Source organism: Kitasatospora sp. NPDC059599 (assembly GCF_042735125.1).
GTDB lineage: Bacteria > Actinomycetota > Actinomycetes > Streptomycetales > Streptomycetaceae > Kitasatospora.
This window is the reverse complement of record NZ_JBHWCL010000121.1, coordinates 1-18,766: the sequence shown is the minus strand read 5'-3', so window position 1 is coordinate 18,766 and position 18,766 is coordinate 1. Positions and strand designations below refer to the sequence as shown.

At 72.3% G+C, this 18,766-nt stretch carries 17 protein-coding genes; 9 read left to right on the top strand and 8 right to left on the bottom strand.

From position 1 onward, the window contains the following. Window positions 1-219: 219 nt before the first annotated feature. From ACFV04_RS32170 to moaA, 3 genes are all read left to right on the top strand, one after another. The gene (locus ACFV04_RS32170; RefSeq protein ID WP_360265153.1) at window positions 220-576 is read left to right on the top strand and encodes a DUF485 domain-containing protein; all 357 of its coding nucleotides are present in this window, start codon (window positions 220-222) and stop codon (window positions 574-576) included. Beyond that, on the top strand, window positions 573-2,192 hold the full coding sequence (locus tag ACFV04_RS32165) for a cation acetate symporter (RefSeq protein ID WP_380534320.1): 1,620 nt from the start codon (window positions 573-575) through the stop codon (window positions 2,190-2,192). Before ACFV04_RS32170 ends, ACFV04_RS32165 begins: the two co-directional genes overlap by 4 nt. 75 nt (window positions 2,193-2,267) lie before the next feature. Further along, complete coding sequence (moaA, locus tag ACFV04_RS32160) at window positions 2,268-3,257, top strand: GTP 3',8-cyclase MoaA (RefSeq protein WP_380534318.1); 990 nt, start codon at window positions 2,268-2,270, stop codon at window positions 3,255-3,257. Between the two features lie 56 nt (window positions 3,258-3,313). On the opposite strand, the gene ACFV04_RS32155 is transcribed toward moaA, so the two are convergent. The 6 genes from ACFV04_RS32155 to ACFV04_RS32130 form a co-directional block, all read right to left on the bottom strand. Beyond that, window positions 3,314-3,544, bottom strand: a complete 231-nt coding sequence (locus ACFV04_RS32155; RefSeq protein ID WP_380342118.1) for a hypothetical protein — start codon at window positions 3,542-3,544, stop codon at window positions 3,314-3,316. 263 nt (window positions 3,545-3,807) lie between these two features. Beyond that, window positions 3,808-4,191 carry a DUF3099 domain-containing protein gene (locus ACFV04_RS32150; RefSeq protein ID WP_380342119.1) on the bottom strand — a complete coding sequence of 128 codons (384 nt, stop codon included), beginning with the start codon at window positions 4,189-4,191 and terminating at the stop codon, window positions 3,808-3,810. 221 nt (window positions 4,192-4,412) lie between these two features. Beyond that, window positions 4,413-4,961, bottom strand: a complete 549-nt coding sequence (locus ACFV04_RS32145; RefSeq protein WP_380342171.1) for an RNA 2'-phosphotransferase — start codon at window positions 4,959-4,961, stop codon at window positions 4,413-4,415. A 32-nt stretch (window positions 4,962-4,993) separates the two neighbouring features. Next, window positions 4,994-6,391: a metallopeptidase TldD-related protein gene (locus ACFV04_RS32140; protein ID WP_380534316.1), complete on the bottom strand. Its 1,398-nt coding sequence runs from the start codon at window positions 6,389-6,391 to the stop codon at window positions 4,994-4,996. Next, on the bottom strand, window positions 6,391-7,944 hold the full coding sequence (locus tag ACFV04_RS32135; RefSeq protein WP_380342172.1) for a TldD/PmbA family protein: 1,554 nt from the start codon (window positions 7,942-7,944) through the stop codon (window positions 6,391-6,393). The genes ACFV04_RS32140 and ACFV04_RS32135 overlap by 1 nt, the downstream gene beginning before the upstream one ends. A 260-nt stretch (window positions 7,945-8,204) precedes the next feature. Continuing rightward, complete coding sequence (locus ACFV04_RS32130) at window positions 8,205-9,350, bottom strand: MBL fold metallo-hydrolase (RefSeq protein WP_380534314.1); 1,146 nt, start codon at window positions 9,348-9,350, stop codon at window positions 8,205-8,207. Between the two features lie 314 nt (window positions 9,351-9,664). On the opposite strand from ACFV04_RS32130, the gene fabG reads away from it, so the two are divergent. Next, a complete protein-coding gene (gene fabG, locus ACFV04_RS32125) occupies window positions 9,665-10,384 on the top strand; it encodes a 3-oxoacyl-[acyl-carrier-protein] reductase (RefSeq protein ID WP_360265174.1) in 720 nt (239 codons plus the stop codon). A 2-nt stretch (window positions 10,385-10,386) separates the two neighbouring features. Then, a complete protein-coding gene (gene fabI / locus ACFV04_RS32120) occupies window positions 10,387-11,154 on the top strand; it encodes an enoyl-ACP reductase FabI (protein ID WP_360265176.1) in 768 nt (255 codons plus the stop codon). Between the two features lie 79 nt (window positions 11,155-11,233). On the opposite strand, the gene ACFV04_RS32115 is transcribed toward fabI, so the two are convergent. Continuing rightward, on the bottom strand, window positions 11,234-11,908 hold the full coding sequence (locus tag ACFV04_RS32115) for a FadR/GntR family transcriptional regulator (RefSeq protein WP_360265179.1): 675 nt from the start codon (window positions 11,906-11,908) through the stop codon (window positions 11,234-11,236). Between the two features lie 123 nt (window positions 11,909-12,031). On the opposite strand from ACFV04_RS32115, the gene ACFV04_RS32110 reads away from it, so the two are divergent. From ACFV04_RS32110 to ACFV04_RS32100, 3 genes are all read left to right on the top strand, one after another. Beyond that, window positions 12,032-13,333 (top strand): CynX/NimT family MFS transporter, encoded by a 1,302-nt coding sequence (locus tag ACFV04_RS32110; protein ID WP_380534311.1) that lies wholly within the window; start codon window positions 12,032-12,034, stop codon window positions 13,331-13,333. 189 nt (window positions 13,334-13,522) lie between these two features. After that, window positions 13,523-13,645, top strand: coding sequence for an SGM_5486 family transporter-associated protein (locus ACFV04_RS32105; protein ID WP_360265184.1), 123 nt, complete (start codon window positions 13,523-13,525; stop codon window positions 13,643-13,645). A 178-nt stretch (window positions 13,646-13,823) separates the two neighbouring features. Beyond that, entirely contained in the window at window positions 13,824-14,351 is a 528-nt protein-coding gene (locus ACFV04_RS32100; RefSeq protein WP_380342131.1) for a SixA phosphatase family protein, read from the top strand. A 164-nt stretch (window positions 14,352-14,515) separates the two neighbouring features. Here ACFV04_RS32100 and serB read toward each other — a convergent pair whose 3' ends face one another. Then, window positions 14,516-15,778, bottom strand: a complete 1,263-nt coding sequence (serB, locus tag ACFV04_RS32095; RefSeq protein ID WP_380534309.1) for a phosphoserine phosphatase SerB — start codon at window positions 15,776-15,778, stop codon at window positions 14,516-14,518. Window positions 15,779-16,001: 223 nt separating this feature from the next. On the opposite strand from serB, the gene ACFV04_RS32090 reads away from it, so the two are divergent. After that, entirely contained in the window at window positions 16,002-18,617 is a 2,616-nt protein-coding gene (locus tag ACFV04_RS32090; RefSeq protein WP_380342136.1) for an FHA domain-containing protein, read from the top strand. Window positions 18,618-18,766: the final 149 nt, after the last annotated feature.

Sequence of the window (18,766 nt, the reverse complement as noted above, 5' to 3'; positions counted from 1 at the left end):
TCGCATGGGGCGGGGGTGGTCCGGCCGCAGTGGTGGGGGTGGTGGTTTTCGGCCATTCGAATGGTGCGAGGGGGTGAACGGCTGGCTGATCGCGGTCAACCCCTTTCGGGGCGGGCACCACGCTCCTAGCATTGCGCGGCGCGCCCGCGAAATGTGACGCCCCTCACGCTCGATCGTTCCCCCTGTGTGACAGCTACGCCGAATGAGTGAGGAGAGAGAGTGGATTCGCCGCCGATCACCACTACCCCCACGGAAGTCCAACTCATCGAGAACAGCGAGGAGTTCCGTACCCTGAGGCGCTCGTTCCGGAGCTTCGCCTTCCCGGTCACCATCGGCTTCGTGCTCTGGTACCTGCTCTACGTCCTGCTCTCGTGCTACGCCCCCGGCCTGATGAGCACCAAGGTCCTCGGGCACGTCAACATCGCCCTGGTGCTCGGACTGCTGCAGTTCGCCACCACCTTCGCGATCGCCGCCTGGTACGCCCGTTACGCGGACCGGCGGATCGACCCGGCCGCCACCGCGATCCGCGAGGCCCACGGAGCCGTCGTCCACGCCCCCCGGGAGTCCGTCGAATGACATTGCTCGCCAGCTCCGCCACCGAGCACCGCGGCCTGACGATGACCCTGTTCGGGGCCTTCGTGCTGGCCACCCTGGTCATCACCGTCTGGGCCGGGCGGCAGAACCGGAGCGCCGCCGACTTCTACGCGGGAGGCCGCGGCTTCACGGGATTCCAGAACGGCCTGGCCATCTCCGGCGACTACATGTCCGCGGCGTCCTTCCTCGGCATCGCCGGGCTGATCGCGCTCAACGGCTACGACGGCTTCCTCTACTCGATCGGCTTCCTGGTCGCCTGGCTGGTCGCACTGCTGCTGATCGCCGAGCCGCTGCGCAACTCGGGCCGCTTCACCATGGCGGACGTGCTCGCGTTCCGGATGCGCCAGCGCCCGGTGCGCACCGCGGCCGGCGTGTCCACCATCGTCGTCTCGATCTTCTACCTGCTCGCCCAGATGGTCGGCGCCGGGGCGCTGGTGGCCCTGCTGCTGGGGGTCACCGGGGACGGCGCCAAGCGCTGGACCATCCTCGCGGTCGGCGCACTGATGATCATCTACGTGGTGATAGGGGGCATGAAGGGCACCACCTGGGTGCAGATCGTCAAGGCGGTGCTGCTGATCGTCGGCGCCGCGCTGATGACCGTCCTGGTGCTCGCCAAATACCACTTCAACCCCTCGGAACTACTCGGCGCGGCCGCCTCCGCGAGCGGCAAGGGCGCGGCCTTCCTCGAACCCGGACTGAAGTACGGGGCCAGCAACACCTCCAAGCTCGACTTCGTCAGCCTGGGGATCGCCCTGGTGCTCGGTACCGCCGGCCTGCCGCACATCCTGGTCCGCTTCTACACCGTCCCCACCGCCAAGGCCGCCCGGAAGTCGGTGCTCTGGGCGATCGGCATCATCGGCGTCTTCTACCTGATGACCCTGGCACTCGGCTTCGGCGCGGCCGCCCTGGTCGGCCGCGGTGGCATGGTCGCCGTCGAGGGCAAGACGCCGTCCGGCAACACCGCGGCGCCACTGCTCGCCGAGCAGCTCGGCGGCGGGGCCGGCACCACCGGCGGGGCGGTCATGCTCGCGGTGATCTCGGCGGTCGCCTTCGCCACCATCCTCGCCGTGGTGGCCGGGCTCACCCTCGCCTCCTCCGCCTCCTTCGCGCACGACCTGTACGCGAACGTGATCCGGCGCGGGAAGGCGAGCGAGAAGGAGGAAGTGCTCTCGGCGAAGTGGGCCGCCGTGGTGATCGGCGCGATCTCCATCGTGCTCAGCCTCTACGCGGGCAAGCTCAGCACCGCCGCCCTGGTGGCCCTGGCCTTCGCGGTGGCGGCCTCGGCGAACCTGCCGACCCTGCTCTTCTCGCTGTTCTGGAAGCGCTTCACCACCGCCGGCGCGGTCAGCTCCGTCTACGCCGGCCTGCTCTCCTCGGTCGTGCTGGTGATCTTCTCCCCGGTGCTGTCCGGGGGCAAGAACTCCCTCTTCCAAGGCGTCGACTTCCACTGGTTCCCGCTGGAGAACCCCGGCCTGGTCTCCATCCCGGTCGGCTTCCTGGCCGGCTGGCTCGGCACCCTGCTGTCCAAGGAACGCCCCGACCCGGCGAAGTACGCTGAACTGGAGGTCCGCTCGCTGACCGGACTGGGCGCCCATTGATCGTCCCGCGATGACTATGCTGGCCCGGCCCGCCTCACGGTGGCCGGGCCGGCCGCATTACGGGGAAGGACGCACGTGCTGCTCGACACCTTCGGACGACAGGCCGTCGACCTGAGGGTCTCCCTCACGGACCGGTGCAACCTGCGCTGCACCTACTGCATGCCCGAGGAGGGCCTGCAGTGGCTCGCCAAGCCGGACCTGCTCACCGACGAGGAGATCGTCCGGCTGGTCACCACGGCCGTGCGCGACCTGGGCGTCCGCGAGGTCCGCTTCACCGGCGGCGAACCGCTGCTGCGCCCCGGGCTGGTCGCGATCGTGGCCGCCTGCGCGGAACTGGAACCGCGCCCCGAGCTCTCGCTGACCACCAACGGCATCGGACTGGCCCGCACCGCGACGGCGCTGCGCGAGGCCGGGCTCGACCGGGTCAACGTCTCGCTGGACACCCTCGACCCCGAGGTGTTCCACACCCTCACCCGCCGCCGGCGCCACCAGGACGTGGTGGACGGGCTGGCCGCCGCCGAGGCCGCCGGGCTGACGCCGGTGAAGCTGAACGCGGTGCTGATGCGCGGGGTCAACGACCACGAGGCGGCCGACCTGCTGGCCTGGTGCCTGGAGCGGGGCTACGAGCTGCGCTTCATCGAGCAGATGCCGCTGGACGCCCAGCACGGCTGGGACCGCAGCTCGATGGTCACCGCGGAGGAGATCCTCGGGCTGTTGCGCGCCCGCTTCACGCTCACTCCGGAGCCGTCCGCCGGCCGGGGCGCGGCGCCCGCCGAGCGCTGGCTGGTGGACGGCGGACCGGGCCGGGTGGGCGTGATCGCCTCGGTCACCCGGCCGTTCTGCCGTGCCTGCGACCGCACCCGGCTGACCGCCGACGGCCAGGTGCGCAACTGCCTGTTCGCGACGGGGGAGACGGACCTGCGCACCGCGCTGCGCTCGGGCGCGGACGACGCCGAGCTGGCCGCGCTCTGGCGGGCCGCGATGTGGGGCAAGAAGGCCGGGGCCGGGATCGACGACCCGGAGTTCCACCAGCCCGAGCGGCCGATGTCCGCGATCGGCGGCTAGGCCGGGACCGGAGTGCCGGGCCGGGGGCCGGGCAGCGGTCGGGCCTAGGCGGGGTGCTAGGCCGGGGTGCCGGGCTCCTCGGGGGCCCAGTCGGCGAAGGCGACGACCTCCTTGAGGAAGCCGCGCACGCTCAGGAACTGGGACAGGTGCTCGCGGTGCTCGTCGCAGGCGACCCAGGTCTTGCGGCGGTCCGGGGTGTGCAGCTTGGGGTTGTTCCACACCAGCACCCAGCCGGCGTCCGCCCGGCAGCCCTTGGCGGAGCAGGTCGGCGTCTGCGGGGTGTCCATCGGGCGGTCCTCGGGGATAGGCGGGAAGTCTGCACCGCCAGTCTGTCACGCCCGGTCGGGACGACCGGATCCGGGCATGGCGACGCCGGGCAGCCACGGGGGGAGCCGCCCGGCGTCGGTCCGTCGCTCCGACGGGGGATGCGGAGCGCGTACGCAGTATGTCACGCCAAGAGCCTCGGATGGGGAGGTCCTGCATGATTAATCTGAGGTTCTTTTGAGCTTTCGTCCAGCCGGATATGGCTGAAGCGGGGTGAAACGGACGGTCAGTTCACGTCCTGTGAAGGATCGGTGGCAGCGGCCTTTGCCTCTCCTGTACCGGCAGTCGCACCCGCCCCACCCGTCCCACCGGGGCCCAGCATCAGGGGGGTGTCCAGCGGGATGTCGAAGGTGCTCGGCAGGCCCGGGGCCCGCTCCCGGCCCGCGTTGGCGATCAGCACCGCGAAGTACGGCAGCAGGACGGCGCCGGCCAGAGTCGCGAACGCCAGCCAGCGCTGGACGTCCCACAGCACCACCGAGAGCAGTACGCAGACCGTGCGGAGCAGCATCGAGATCACGTAACGGCGCTGGCGTCCCCGGACGTCCTCGCTGAGGCTGCTGCGCGCCCCCGTGATCCGGAAGACCTGCCCGTCGTCGGCGCTCTTGCCCATGTGTCCTACCGCCCTCGTCGCGCACCCGCGCGCCTGGCCGCGCGGCCTCCTCACGGTACGCCCGGGCGGTCGCGGCGACGAGGCCGGGTCGGGCGGACCCACCCGGTCGGGTGGGCGAAGGGCCTGTCCGGCGGAGCGGACAGGCCCTTCGGTCACCGCGTGCCGGGGCCCGTCCTCGAACCCCCCGCGTCACCCCGCAGGCGCGGGTCCGAAGACGGCTTCTAGGAGCGCCGGGAGAGGTACTGCGGGGGTACGGCGTCGGTGAGCCAGACGCCGTTGTCGCTGAGCCGGAACTCGTGGCCGGCCGCCGCCATCGCGGCCGCGTTCACCGTCAGCACCACCGGGCGGCCGTGCCGGGCGCCGACGCGGGTCGCCGTCTCGGTGTCGGCCGAGAGGTGGACGTCCCGGCGGGTCATCGGGCGCAGGCCCTCGCGGAAGATCGCCGCCAGGTGGCGGTCGGCGGTGCCGTGGTAGAGCACGTGCGGCGGTACGGCGGCGGCCAGACCGAGGTCGACCGCCACCGTGTGGCCCTGGTTGGCGCGGATGGAGAGTCCGTCCGCCGAGTAGCCGAAGCGGCGCTTGTTGTTGGTGGCCACGATGTGGTCCAGCTCGGCCCGGGTGAGCGGCCTGCCCTTCGCCGCGAGTGCGGCGAGCAGTTCGTCGATCCGGACCCAGCCGGAGCCGTCCAGTGTGATCCCCACCAGGCCGGGCTCGTGCCGCAGGATGCGCGACAGCGTCCTGCTCGATCCGACCAGCCGCTTCTCGTCCATCATGTCTCTCGTATCCCCCCGTCGGCCAGCGGCTAAGAGGCCTGGCTGACCGAACTCATGTTGAAGTCCGCGACACGCACGGGTGGCATCGCGGTGCGGGTGAAGTCGTCGCTGAACTCGCGGGGCAGGCAGCGTTCGGTGCGGCCCACCTCCGTGATCCGGCCGAGCAGGTCCACCGGGGACTCGTTGAACCGGAAGTTGTTGACCGCGCCGACGACCTCGCCGTTCTCCACCAGGTAGACGCCGTCGCGGGTGAGGCCGGTGAGCAGCAGCGTCGCCGGGTCCACCTCCCGGATGTACCAGAGGCAGGTGAGCAGCAGGCCGCGTTCGGTGCGCGCGATCATCTCGTCCAGGGTCGGCGCCGACTCCTGGTCGGCCGTCTCCAGGACGAGGTTGTCGACGGCCGGACGCACCGGCAGCCCGGTGAGCCCCGCCGAGTGGCGGCTGGTGATCAGGTCGTTCAGCACGCCCGCGCGGATCCAGTCGGTGGCGGCGATCGGCTCGCCGTTGTCGAAGACCGAGACGTCACCGCCGGTGGAGTGCGTCAGCACGAACGGCGGGGCCTGCAGTCCGGGCTCCTGCGGGTCGGAACGCAGCGTCAGCGGCAGGCCGCTGAGCTTGTCGCCGATTCGGGTGCCCCCGCCGGGCTTGGAGAAGACCGTCCGGCCCTCGTGGGCGTCCCGGCCGCCGGAGGACCAGCTGAGGTAGACCATCAGGTCGGCGACGGCCGAGGGCGGCAGCAGCGTCTCGTAGCGACCGGCCGGCAGGTCCACCTTGCGGGCGCCCCAGCCGAGGCGCTTGGTCAGCTCGGCGTGCAGGGCGGCGACGTCGACGTCGGTGAAGTCCTGCGTGGCGGCGCCGACCCAGGCCGAGCCGGACAGGTCGGCGGTCTTGGCGTTGAACTCGACCATGCCGGTGGGCTGGTCGTGGCGCAGCCGCAGGCCGGTGGAGCTGCCCAGGTAGCTGGAGGTCAGCTCGTGGCGGGCGAAGCCGTACAGCAGCTCGCCCCGGGCGGCGGCGCGGGCGAAGGCCTCGCCGAGGGCCGGGCCGAAGGCGTCGAAGACCGCGACGGAGGTCTCCGCGGGCGGCTCGGTGAAGTCCGGGGAGGACGGCCGGTCGGCGACCAGGGGCTGGGCGTCCTCGGCCGGGCCGGCCGCGCGGGCGGCCTCCTCGGCGGCCCGCACCAGCTCCTCGACCTCCTCCGGGACGACGGCCTCGCGGGAGACCACGCCGGAGGCGGTGCCCTCGGCGCCGGCCACGGTGGCGATCACGGTCAGCCGGCGGCCGCGGGTGACGCCGTTGGTGGTCAGGGCGTTGCCGGCCCAGCGCAGGTTGGCGGTGGAGTCCTCGTCGGCGATCACCACGCAGCCGTCGGCGCGGGAGAGGCCGAGCGCCAGCTCGACGAGTTCGTGGGGCTGCATCGCGGTCATCAGTGACCCGCCTCCTGCTGGGTGTTGAGCACGTTGACGTTCCGGAACAGTGCCGACGGGCAGCCGTGGCTGACCGCCGCGATCTGGCCGGGCTGCGCCTTGCCGCAGTTGAAGGCGCCGCCGAGGACGTAGGTCTGCGGGCCGCCGACCGCCGCCATCGAGCCCCAGAAGTCGGTGGTGGTGGCCTGGTAGGCGAAGTCCTTGACCTGGCCCGCGAGTTCGCCGTTCTTGATGGCGTAGGCGCGCTGGCCGGTGAACTGGAAGTTGTAGCGCTGCATGTCGATCGACCAGGAGCGGTCGCCGACGATGTACAGGCCGTTCTCCACCCCGGCGAACAGGCCCTCGGTGTCCGGGCCGTCGGCGGCGGGCCGGAGCGAGACGTTGGCCATCCGCTGCACCGGGACGTGCGCCGGGGAGTCCGCGAAGGCGCAGCCGTTGGAACGCTCGAAGCCCTTCAACTTGGCCATGCCGCGGTCCAGTTGGTAGCCGACCAGGACGCCGTCCCGGACCAGGTCCCAGGACTGGGTGGCGACGCCCTCGTCGTCGTAGCCGATGGTGGACAGGCCGTGCTCGGCGGTGCGGTCACCGGTGACGTGCATCAGGTCGGAGCCGTACCGGAGGGTGCCGAGCCCGTCGAAGGTCGCGAAGGAGGTGCCGGCGTAGGCGGCCTCGTAGCCGAGCGCACGGTCCAGTTCGGTGGCGTGGCCGATCGACTCGTGGATGGTCAGCCACAGGTTGGACGGGTCGATGACCAGGTCGTACAGGCCGGCCCGGACGCTCGGGGCCTTCATCTTCTCGGCCAGCAGGACCGGCAGCTCGGCGAGTTCGGCGTCCCAGTCCCAGCCGGTGCCGGTCAGGTACTCGAAGCCGCGGCCGACCGGCGGGGCCAGGGTGCGCATCGAGTCGAAGGCGCCGGTGCGCTCGTCCACCGAGGTGGCCGAGAGCGTGGGGTGCAGCCGGACCCGCTGCTGGGTGGTGACGGTGCCCGCGGTGTCCGCGTAGAACTTGTTCTCCTGGACGGTCAGCAGGCTCGCCTGGACGTGCGAGACGCCCTCGGCGGCCAGCAGCCGCGAACTCCACTCGGCGAGCAGCGCCGTCTTCTCCGCGTCCGGCACCTCGAACGGGTTGACCTCGTAGGAGGAGACCCAGGTGACGTCCCGGTGCACCGGCTCCTCGGCCAGCTCGACGCGCTCCGTGGATCCGGCTGCCCGGCTGATCCCTCCGGAGAGCCGGGCCACCGCGACGGCCTGTTCGGCGACCTTCGCCGCTGCCGCGGTGGTGAGGTCGACACCGGCCGCGAAGCCCCAGGCGCCGTCGAGCAGCACCCGGACGGCGAAGCCCAGCTGCACGCTGTCGGAGGTGCCCGCCGGGCGGGCGTCGCGCAGCCGCCAGGAGGCGCTGCGGACCCGCTCCAGGCGGAAGTCGGCGTGCGAGGCGCCGAGTTCACGGGCCCGGGTGAGGGCGGCGTCGGCGAGGGACCGCAGCGGGTAGGCGAGGAACAGCGGGTCGACGGCGCGCCCGTGCGGCGCGCCGGAGCGATCCGCCGGAGGGATCGGAGGCAATCGGGCTCCCAGGTCGTGGAGGGCAGGGGTGCGGCGCCACAGGGGCGCCCGCACCGCATCATTTCCCGTCCACCGGGTTCCCGGCCAGCGCATTTCGTCCGGTGCGCCGCGGTGGCGGCCGGCCGGCCGGGCCGACCGCCACCGCCGCGCCGGGCGTCGCGGGACCCTCCGGAGGGCCTTCGCGAGCCCCCGGCGGGGTCCCGGAGAGCGCCCTGGTGGTGGGCCTGATGGGGGCCTGGTGGGGGGGGCCGTCAGCCGACGGACTCCCACCAGCCGTCGAGCTCGGGCGGGTTGTCGACGTCCACCCGCTCGCCGGGGCGCGGCACGGCCAGCGGGACGGCGTGCTCCTTGGCCTCCTTCACCAGCCGCTCGACCGGCTCGGCCCACGGGTGCAGGCCGAGGTTGAAGGTGCACCAGTGGACGGGCACCAGCAGGCCGGCGGAGAGGTCCCGGTGGGCGAGGACGGCGTCCTCGGGGGTCATGTGGATGTCGGCCCAGGCCGCGTCGTAGGCGCCGATCTGGACCAGCGCGGCGTCGAACGGGCCGTGCCGCTCGCCGATCCTGGCGTAGCCCTCGAAGTAGCCGGAGTCGCCGGTGTAGAAGACCTTGCGGTTCGGGCCGGCGATCACCCAGGAGCCCCAGAGGGTGGTGTTGCGGGTCAGGCCGCGGCCGGAGAAGTGGTGCGCCGCGGTCAGGGTGAGCACCAGCTCGCCCAGGTTGCAGGTCTCGTCCCAGTCCAGCTCGATGATGCGGTGTTCCGGGACGCCCCAGCGGCGCAGGTGGGCGCCGATGCCGAGCGGCACCGCGAAGGGGGCGGACTGGCTGCGCACCAGGCGCTTGACCGTGGCCATGTCCAGGTGGTCGTAGTGGTCGTGCGAGATCAGTACCGCGTCGACCGGCGGCAGCTCCTCCAACTCGACCGGCACCGGGTGCAGCCGCTTGGGGCCGATGTGCGCGGCGGGGGAGCAGCGGTCGCTCCAGATCGGGTCGAGCAGCACCCGGAAGCCCTCGACCTCGACGAGCACGGAGGCGTGCCCGTACCAGGTGATCTCCACGCCCTCGGCGGCCGGACCGGGCGGGGTGGCGGGGCGGACGGTCGGCACCGGGTGGGCGGGGACGCGGCCCTCGCGCTCGAACAGCATCCGGCGGGCGGTGGCGCCGTCGAAGCCCGGGGCCCCCGAGGTGCGGGCGAGGGTCGAGGGCGCGTTGTGGAAGACGCCGTCGCGGTACTGCGGGGAGTTGCGCACCCGCTCCTCGCGCTCGCCGTCCGGCCGGCGGCCGAACGCCGCCGGCAGGTCGCGCAGCGCCCAGGCCGCAGCGCCCAGGCCGGCCGCCAGGGCGGTGAGGGTCAGCAGTCGTCCGCGTCGGGGGGTGCTCCCCGGCCGTGCCTTGGTCATCCGCTCTGCCTTCGTCGCTCGCCGGAATTGGTCGGGGTGAACCGTACGACAGGTCCCCGGCCGGCCCCCACCACGGGGCAACGGGTGCGGCCGCCCGTGTTGTTCCCGCACAGTGGCCCCGATCCGGGCCCGGCCGGGGCCTGGGCGGTGTCGCCGGGCCGGGCCGGAGAGGCGGGGGCGGGTTGTCGGATTGCGACAGTTCCTTCGGTGCGGCGCTGTGGGAGCCCGATGCGCCGCCACCGTCGACCGCCCGATAGCGTCACACTGCGTACGCATTCCGACGTACGCGCTCACACACGGAGAGAGGTGGATCGTTGAGCCGCTCGGTTCTCGTCACCGGAGGAAACCGGGGCATCGGCCTCGCGATCGCCCAGGCCTTCGCCGAGGCGGGCGACAAGGTCGCCATCACCAGCCGCTCGGGCGAGGTGCCCGAGGCCCTGGAGAAGTACGACGTCCTCGCGGTCCGCTGTGACATCACGGACGCCGCGCAGGTCGACGCCGCCTTCACCGAGATCGAGCAGAAGCACGGCGCGGTCGAGGTGCTGGTCGCCAACGCGGGCATCACCAAGGACACCCTGCTGCTGCGCATGTCGGAGGAGGACTTCACCTCCGTCGTCGACACCAACCTGACCGGCACCTTCCGGGTGGTCAAGCGCGCCTCCAAGCTGATGATGCGCGCCAAGAAGGGCCGTGTCGTCCTGATCTCGTCCGTGGTGGGCCTGTCCGGCTCGCCGGGCCAGGCCAACTACGCCGCCTCCAAGGCCGGCCTGGTGGGCTTCGCCCGGTCGCTGGCGCGCGAGCTCGGCCCGCGCAACATCACCGTCAACGTGGTCGCCCCCGGCTTCGTCGACACCGACATGACCGCCGTGCTCAGCGACGAGCGCCGCGCGGAGATCGTCGCGGGCGTGCCGCTGGGCCGCTACGCGGCGCCCGCCGAGGTCGCGTCCACCGTGCGGTTCCTCGGGTCGGACGAGGCCGCGTACATCACCGGAGCCGTCATTCCCGTCGACGGCGGATTGGGCATGGGTCACTGATCATGAGTGGAATCCTCGAAGGCAAGCGGATCCTGATCACCGGCGTGCTGATGGAGTCCTCCATCGCGTTCCACACCGCCAGGCTCGCGCAGGAGCAGGGCGCGGAGATCATCCTCACCGCCTTCCCGCGCCCGAGCCTGACCGAGCGGATCGCCAAGAAGCTGCCGCACCCGGTCAAGGTGCTGTCGCTGGACGTCTCCAACCCGGAGGACCTGGCGGGCATCGCCGACCAGGTCCGCGAGACCCTGCCGACCCTGGACGGCATCGTCCACTCGATCGGCTTCGCCCCGCAGGACGCGCTGGGCGGCAACTTCCTGGACACCCCGTGGGAGTCCGTAGCCACCGCGATGCACGTCTCGGCGTACTCGCTGAAGTCGCTGACCATGGCGCTGCTGCCGCTGATGCAGGACGGCGGCTCGGTCGTCGGCCTCACCTTCGACGCGCAGTACGCGTGGCCGCAGTACGACTGGATGGGCCCGGCCAAGGCCGCCCTGGAGTCGACCAACCGCTACCTGGCCCGCTACCTGGGCTCGCGGGACATCCGCTGCAACCTGATCTCGGCGGGCCCGATCGGCTCGATGGCCGCCAAGTCCATCCCGGGCTTCGGCGACCTGGCCGACACCTGGAACCACCGCTCCCCGCTGAAGTGGGACCTGAGCGACCCGGAGCCGGCCGGCCGCGGTGTCGTCGCGCTGCTGTCGGACTGGTTCCCGAAGACCACCGGCGAGATCGTCCACGTCGACGGTGGTCTGCACGCCATCGGCGCCTGACGCCCCGCCCGTACGCCGCTGCCCGGCACCCCTCCCGCAGGGGGTGCCGGGCAGCGGCGTTCCCGCGTTCCCCCGGGGCTCAGGACTCTGCGGTCGCGCAGGCGCCGATGGCGCGGCCGGCCTCGACCGAGGCGCGCTGGGCGTCGCCGGCCCGGATGGCGTCCAGGATCGTGTCGTGGCCGATGTAGCGCTCGGCGATCAGCTCCGGGCCGACGTCGTGCCGCAGGTGCGCGCGGGTGACCTCGCCGAGGTCGGCGTAGACGGCGAGCAGCACGTCGTTGTGGGCGGCCGCGACCACGGCCTGGTGGAAGGCGGCGTCGGCCTGGACGAAGTCCTCGGCGTCACCGGAGTGCCAGGCGCCCTCCCGGCGGGCCAGGGCGCCGTCCAGCAGCTCCAGGTCGCGCCCGGTGCGGCGCTGGGCGGCCAGGCCGGCCGCCGAGGTCTCCAGTGCCGCCCGCAGCTCGGCGACCTGCGCCTGGTCGGCGTCGGCGAAGCGGCGGTGCATCACCCCGGCCAGTTCGCTGGTGGCCAGCACGTAGGTGCCGGAGCCCTGGCGGATGTCGAGCAGGCCGTTGTGGGCGAGGGCGCGGACGGCCTCGCGCACGGTGTTGCGCGCGACGCCCAGCTGCTCGACCAGGGCGGCCTCGGTGGGGATGCGCGAGCCCACCGGCCACTCCCCGGAGGTGATCTGGGCACGCAGCTGGGCGATCACCTGGTCGGACAGCGGGGTGCGCCTCGGCGAGGACAGCGCCACGGGGACTCCTTGCGACTACGGCTCGGGGCGGCCTGGGTGGAACGTGGCCGTCGGATGAACGGTCGGCACATCATGCCAATTCCAGGGTGCATCAATTCATCCCATCATTCTATGATGGCGCACATGCCCGCAGCAGAGACCACCGCTTCCCCGCGGAACCAGGCCAGGCCGCAGACCGAGCGGCCCGCCGACCCCGCCCCTTCCACCTCCTCCTCCACCGGCCGCCCGGGTTGGCTGTTCGCCGTCGCGATCGCCGCCGCCGCCTTCAACCTGCGCCCCGTGGTCACCAGCCTCGGGCCGCTGCTCGACCAGGTCCGAGCCGACCTCGGGATGAACCCGACCCTCGCCGGACTGCTCACCGCGGTCCCCTCGCTGTGCTTCGGGCTGTTCGGCTTCGCCGCACCCACGATGGCCCGGCGGATCGGCCCGATCGCGGTGATCACCGCGGGCATGGCCGCGATCACCGCGGGCGTGCTGGCCCGCTCCTTCGCCGGCGGCACCGGGGTGTTCCTGCTGCTGACCGCGCTCGCCCTGGCCGGCGTGGCCGTCTCCAACGTGCTCATCCCGGTGGTCATCAAGCGCTACTTCCCGGAGAAGGTCGGCCCGATGATCGGCCTGTACTCCATGGCACTGTCCGCCGGCACCGCGCTGGCCGCCGCCGTCACCGTGCCGCTGACCGCCTCCCTCGGCGGCGACTGGCGCTTCGGCCTGGGCATCTGGGCGGGCCTCGGCGCCCTGGCCCTGCTGCTCTGGCTGCCGGTGCTGATCACCAGGCGCGAGCGCGGCGAGCGGGCGGACGGCGCCGCCGTCCCCGCCAAGCTGCCGATCACCCGCAGCCGCACGGCCTGGGCGCTGGCCTGCTTCTTCGGCCTCCAGGCCACCGGTGCCTACGTGGTGATGGGCTGGCTGCCGAAGATCTTCCAGGACGCCGGCATCGACAAGGGCACCTCCGGGGTGCTGCTCGCCGTGACCATGGTGATCGGCGTGCCGGTCTCCTTCGTCCTGCCCAACCTGGCCGCCCGCCGCGGCGACCAGCGACTGTTCGTGGTCGTGCTGGCCTCCTGCGGCATCGCCGGGTACGCCGGGTTGGCGCTGGCCCCGGCCGGTGCGCCGTGGGTCTGGGCGGTCCTGGTGGGCCTGTCCAACTGCGCCTTCCCGCTGGTGCTGACGATGATCGGGCTGCGCGCCCGGACCTCGGGCGGGGTGGCGCAGCTGTCCGCCTTCGCCCAGGGCGTCGGCTACCTGATCTCCATCCCGGGCCCGATCCTGATCGGCCGGATCTACCAGGTCACCGGCGAGTGGTACGGGCCGCTCGGCTTCCTGGCGCTGCTGCTGGTGCCGCAGATGCTGTTCGGCCTGCGGGCCGCGATGGCCCGGCACATCGAGGACGAGGCGGTCCGCCCGGCGGAGCCGGTCAAGGCCTGACCCCCGGGCCCGGCGTCGAGCGGCCGGGGCCCGGGGTGGTCGGCCGGGGTGCGGTCGCCCGGGGCGGTCGGCCGGGGCGCGGAGTGTCCGGGGTGCCGGAGGTCAAGGGGCAGCTGCGAAGGTCAAGGGCCGGCCAAGGCGGCGGGGGCGCCGCAGGACGGGCGTGTTCGGGGTGGGAGAATTCCCGACATGCCCGTTCTCGACCCGAACCCGACCGACGGCCGCAAGCAGCTCGGCCGTATCGCCCTGGCCTTCGGCGCCATCGTGGTGCTGGTGGCGGTCATCGCCTCCGTCGCCACCTCGATGGGCTGACGACCGTCCGGTCCGGTGACCGCTGGGCCGTCCGCCTGGCGGCCGTCCGGGCCGACGCCCGTCCGACCGCCGTCCGACGTCCCGGTGGACGGGCCATGATGGCACCCGACACCCGGGGGAGTGGCGGCAACCGGGAGCATCGCGCCACCCGGCGGCTTTTCTGCCAAGCTTGCTGGGTATGAGCGCCGACACGCCCCGCAGGATCATCGTTCTCCGTCATGCCAAGGCCGACTGGCCGAACGGCGTGGACGACCATGAGCGGCCGCTGGCCGACCGGGGCCGCCACCAGGCCCCGGACGCCGGCCGCTGGCTGGTCGACTCCGGCATCAACCCCGACTACGTGCTCTGCTCCACGGCCCTGCGCACCCGCGAGACCTGGAAGCTGGCGGCGCACGAGCTGCCCAAGCGGGCTCGCAAGACGGTGTACGAGGACCGGATCTACGAGGCCAGCCCCGGTGAGATCATCGCCGTCCTCCACGAGACCCCGGAGGAGTACGCGGACGTGGTGCTGGTCGGCCACAACCCCGGCGTGCTGGGCCTGACCCAGGTGCTGGCCGGGGACGCGGGCGACCGGGACGCGCTGGAGCGGCTGCGGCTCGGCGGCTTCCCGACGGCGGCGATCGCGGTGCTCAGCTTCGGCGGCTCGTGGAAGGGCGTCGAACCGGGCGTGGCCGAGCTGGTCTCGTACTACACGCCGCAGGACTGACCGGAAACGTACGGGAGGGGCGCGCGGACCGGATCCGCGCGCCCCTCCCGTACGTCCGCAGGCCTCCTCGGGCGGGCCCTGCCGGGTCTGTCGTCCGTCGCCGCCGGTGACGCCCTCGGTGCACGACGGCGGGCGGTCGCCCGGCCCCGGTCACCCGGCCCCGGTCACTCGTCCTCGGTCGGGGTGCCGTGCAGCGCGTCGGCCGCCTCGACCTCCTCGCGGGTGATGCCCAGCAGGTACAGCACGGTGTCCAGGAACGGCACGTTCACCGCAGTGTCGGCCGCCTCGCGCACCACCGGCTTGGCGTTGAACGCCACCCCGAGCCCGGCCGCGTTCAGCATGTCCAGGTCGTTGGCGCCGTCGCCGATCGCCACCGTCTGCTCCAGCGGCACCTTCGCCTGCTCGGCGAAGCGGGCCAGCCAGCGGGCCTTGCCGGCCCGGTCCACGATCTCGCCGACCACCCGGCCGGTGAACCTGCCGTCCACCACCTCCAGGGTGTTGGCCGCCGCGAAGTCCAGCCCCAGCTGCTCCACCAGGTGGTCGGTGACCTGGGTGAACCCGCCGGACACCACCGCGACCTGGAAGCCGAGGCGCTGCAGCGTGCGGATCAGGGTGCGCGCCCCCGGCGTGAAACGGACCTCCGCGCGGACCTTCTCGGTCACCGAGGCGTCCAGCCCGGCCAGCAGCGCCACCCGGGCGTGCAGCGACTCGGCGAAGTCCAGCTCGCCGCGCATCGCCGCCGCCGTCACCTCGGCGACCTGCTCCTCGCAGCCCGCGTGGGCGGCGAACAGCTCGATCACCTCGTCCTGGATGAGCGTGGAGTCGACGTCCATGACCACCAGGCGCTTGGCCCGGCGCTCCAGCCCGGACGCCACCACCGCGACGTCCACCCGCTGGGTGGCCGCCTCCTGCGCGAGCTCGGCCCGCAGCTCCTCGGTGGCCACACCGGAGACGGCCAGCTCGACCGCCGTCACCGGGTACTTGGCGAGCCGGAAGACACGGTCGATGTTGCCGCCCGCCGCGGTGATCCGGGAGGTCAGCGCGGAGACGGCGGCGGCGGTCAGCGGGTGGCCGAGCACGGTGACGTGCGAACGGCCCTCGCGGCGCGGCCGGTTGTCGCCGATGCCGGAGAGGATCTCGGCCTGGAGCTTCTGCTCGTCCGCCCAGCGGTGGACGGTGGCCCGCAGTCCGCCCTCGGCACCGGCCGCGGGGGGTGGGGTGACCAGGGCGCACAGCGTGATGCGGCCACGGGTCACGACCTGCTCGATGTCGATGACGTCGACGCCGAATCCGGCCAGCGTCGCGAAGAGGCCGGCGGTGATGCCGGGGCGGTCCTTGCCGAACACCTTGACGAGCAGGGTGCGCTCGTCCGCGGTCCGGGGCTGGGCGGCGGGGAGGGGCTCAGCGGCCAGGGGCGATGCGTTCATGGTGTGTCCCACGCTACCCGTCGGCGGGTGGCCCGAGGGCACCCGTCCCACCTCGCGGGACGCCGCGGGCCCGCGCTCCGGTAGCAGCCTGGTCACAGTCACCCGGGGTGACTTTCATCGGCGGTCGACGGGCTGGAATGATTCCCCCCGTCAGTCACAGGAACATCGCACCCCGGCCGGGGGCCACAATTCGGGGGAACCGAGAGAGCGGGGCAGGCGCGCAGTGCCGCAACTCGTCATTGAGATCAACGGACAGCAGCGGACTCTGGAGCCCGGGCGGTCCTACACCATCGGGCGCAACCCGCAGTCGGACTTCCCGTTCGACGACGCCAGGGTCTCCTGGCACCACGGGACCATGAGCTTCAACGGCAGTGGTTGGCAGCTGGACGACCACGGCAGCACCAACGGGACGTACGTGGCCGGAGCCCGCACCATGCAGGCCCAGTTGTTCCCCGGAGCCGTCGTCAACCTGGGCAACCCGGAGAACGGCCCCCGGCTCGGCTTCTCCGCGCCCGCGCACGCCGCCCCGCACGCCACCCCGATGCACGAGGCCGCCACCAGCCGCGGCCCGGTGCCGCAGCCGCAGCAGCCGGGCTGGCAGCAGCAGGACCCGTACCAGCAGCCGCCGCAGCAGCAGGCCTGGGCCGGTCAGCCGCAGGCCCAGCAGCCCTTCCCGCAGCAGCAGTACGCGCCGCAGCCCCAGCAGGGCGGTTTCCCGCAGGACCAGGGTTTCCCGCAGGACCAGGGTTTCCCGCAGCAGCAGGGTTTCCCGCAGTCCCAGCCGCAGCCGCAGTCGCAGCACGGTGGTGGCGGCCCGCAGCCGACCATCATCCGCAGCCTGACCTCGGGCATGAACACCGTCCGGATCGGTCGCGCGCTCGACAACGACATCGTGGTGTCCGACCTCCAGGTCTCCCGTCACCACGCCGAGCTGCGCCAGCTCCCGGACGGCCGTTACGAGATCGTCGACCTCGGCAGCCACAACGGCATCTTCCTCAACGGCCAGCGGGTGCAGCGTCAGCTGATGGGCCCGCAGGACCGGCTGACCGTCGGCCACTCCGGCTTCGTGCTGGTCGGCGACCAGCTGCAGGAGTTCGTCGACACCGGCGCGGTCTCCTTCTCCGCCCGCCACCTGACCGTCGAGGTCGAGCACAAGGGCGCCAAGAAGGTCCTGCTCAACGACGTCAGCTTCGGCGTCCCGGAGAAGTCCCTGGTCGCGGTCATCGGCCCGTCCGGCTCCGGCAAGTCGACCCTGCTGCGCGCCCTCACCGGCTACCGCCCCGCCGACCGCGGCGAGGTGCTGTACGACGGGCGCAACCTCTACAAGCAGTTCGCCGAACTCCGTTCCCGCATCGGCCTGGTGCCGCAGTCGGAGATCCTGCACCGCGAACTCACCGTCCGGAAGGGCCTCAAGTACGCGGCCCGGCTGCGCTTCCCCGGTGACACCGAGGCCCGCGAGCGCGACGCCCGGATCGACGAGGTGCTGTACGAGCTGCGCCTGGACAAGCGCGCCGACAACAAGATCACCGCGCTCTCCGGCGGCCAGCAGAAGCGCGTCTCGGTCGCCCTGGAGCTGCTCACCAAGCCGTCGCTGATCTTCCTGGACGAGCCCACCTCGGGCCTCGACCCGGGCATGGACCGCGAGGTCATGCAGATGCTGCGCGGCCTCGCCGACGACGGCCGCACGATCCTGGTCGTCACCCACTCGGTGGCCGAACTCGCGCTCTGCGACCGGCTGCTGGTGATGGCGCCGGGCGGCGCGGTGGCCTACTTCGGCCCGCCGGACGAGGCGCTGCACTTCTTCGGGTACGAGACCTGGGCGGACGTCTTCCAGGCCTTCGAGAACTACCCGGAGCACGACTGGGCCGGCCGCTACCGCGGCTCGGTGCACTACCAGCAGTACTCCGCGCCCACCGTCGAGGCGGGCGAGGTCCAGCACGTGCAGGTGGCCCAGGAGGCCGTCAAGCCGCCGAAGCCGCAGAGCTGGGGCTCCCAGCTGTGGACCCTGATGCGGCGCTACATGTCCGTGCTCGCCTCGGACCGCGGCTTCCTCGCCCTGTCGGTGCTGCTGCCCGCGGTCATCGGCGCGGTCAGCGTGCTGATCCCCAACGCACCGGGGCTCGCGCCGAACCCGAAGTCGCAGCTGGGGCTGAACAGCGGAGCCGCGACGATCCTCCTGATCCTGGCGATCGGGGCCTGTTTCTCCGGCGCCGCCAACTCCGTCCGAGAACTGATCAAGGAACGGGCGATCTACGAACGGGAACGGGCCACCGGGCTCTCCCGGTCGGCGTACATGATGTCCAAGATCATCGTGCTGGGCTTCTTCAGCGTGATCCAGGGCGCCATCATCTCCGCCGTCGGCTTCCTGCCGCGCAAGCTCCCCGAGCACGGCCTGATCGTCAAGAACCTGCCGATCATCGAGATGACCATCGGCATGATCCTGCTGAGCTTCGCCGCGATGATGTTCGGCCTGATGATCTCCGCGCTGGTGAAGACCGCCGAGAAGACCATGCCGCTGCTGGTCATGTTCGCCATCGTCCAGGTCGTCTTCACCGGCTGCCTCTTCCAGATCTTCGGCAAGCCCGGTCTGGAGCAGGTCGCCTGGCTGATGCCGGCCCGCTGGGGCACCGGCATGGTCTCCACCACGCTCGACCTGTCCAAGCTCATGGGCCCCTGGAACAAGGACTTCCAGCACCCGGACTACGACCCGCTGTGGAAGCACGCGGTGGCCCAGTGGTCGATCGACGCGGGCGTGCTGATCGTGATCTCGATCCTCATCGGCGTCCTCGTCACCCGGCTCCAGCGCCGGCACGAGCCCGAGGTCATGCAGAAGGGCTGAGCCCGCAGGGGCCGAGCCCGTCCTGAACCGCCGAGGGGCGGGGCGCCCCCCCCCGGGGGGCGCCCCCCCCCCCCTGGCCCCCCCCCCCCCCCCCCCCCCGTTGCCCGTTTGCCCCCGGGGGATTAAAAAAAAAAACAACCCCACCAAAC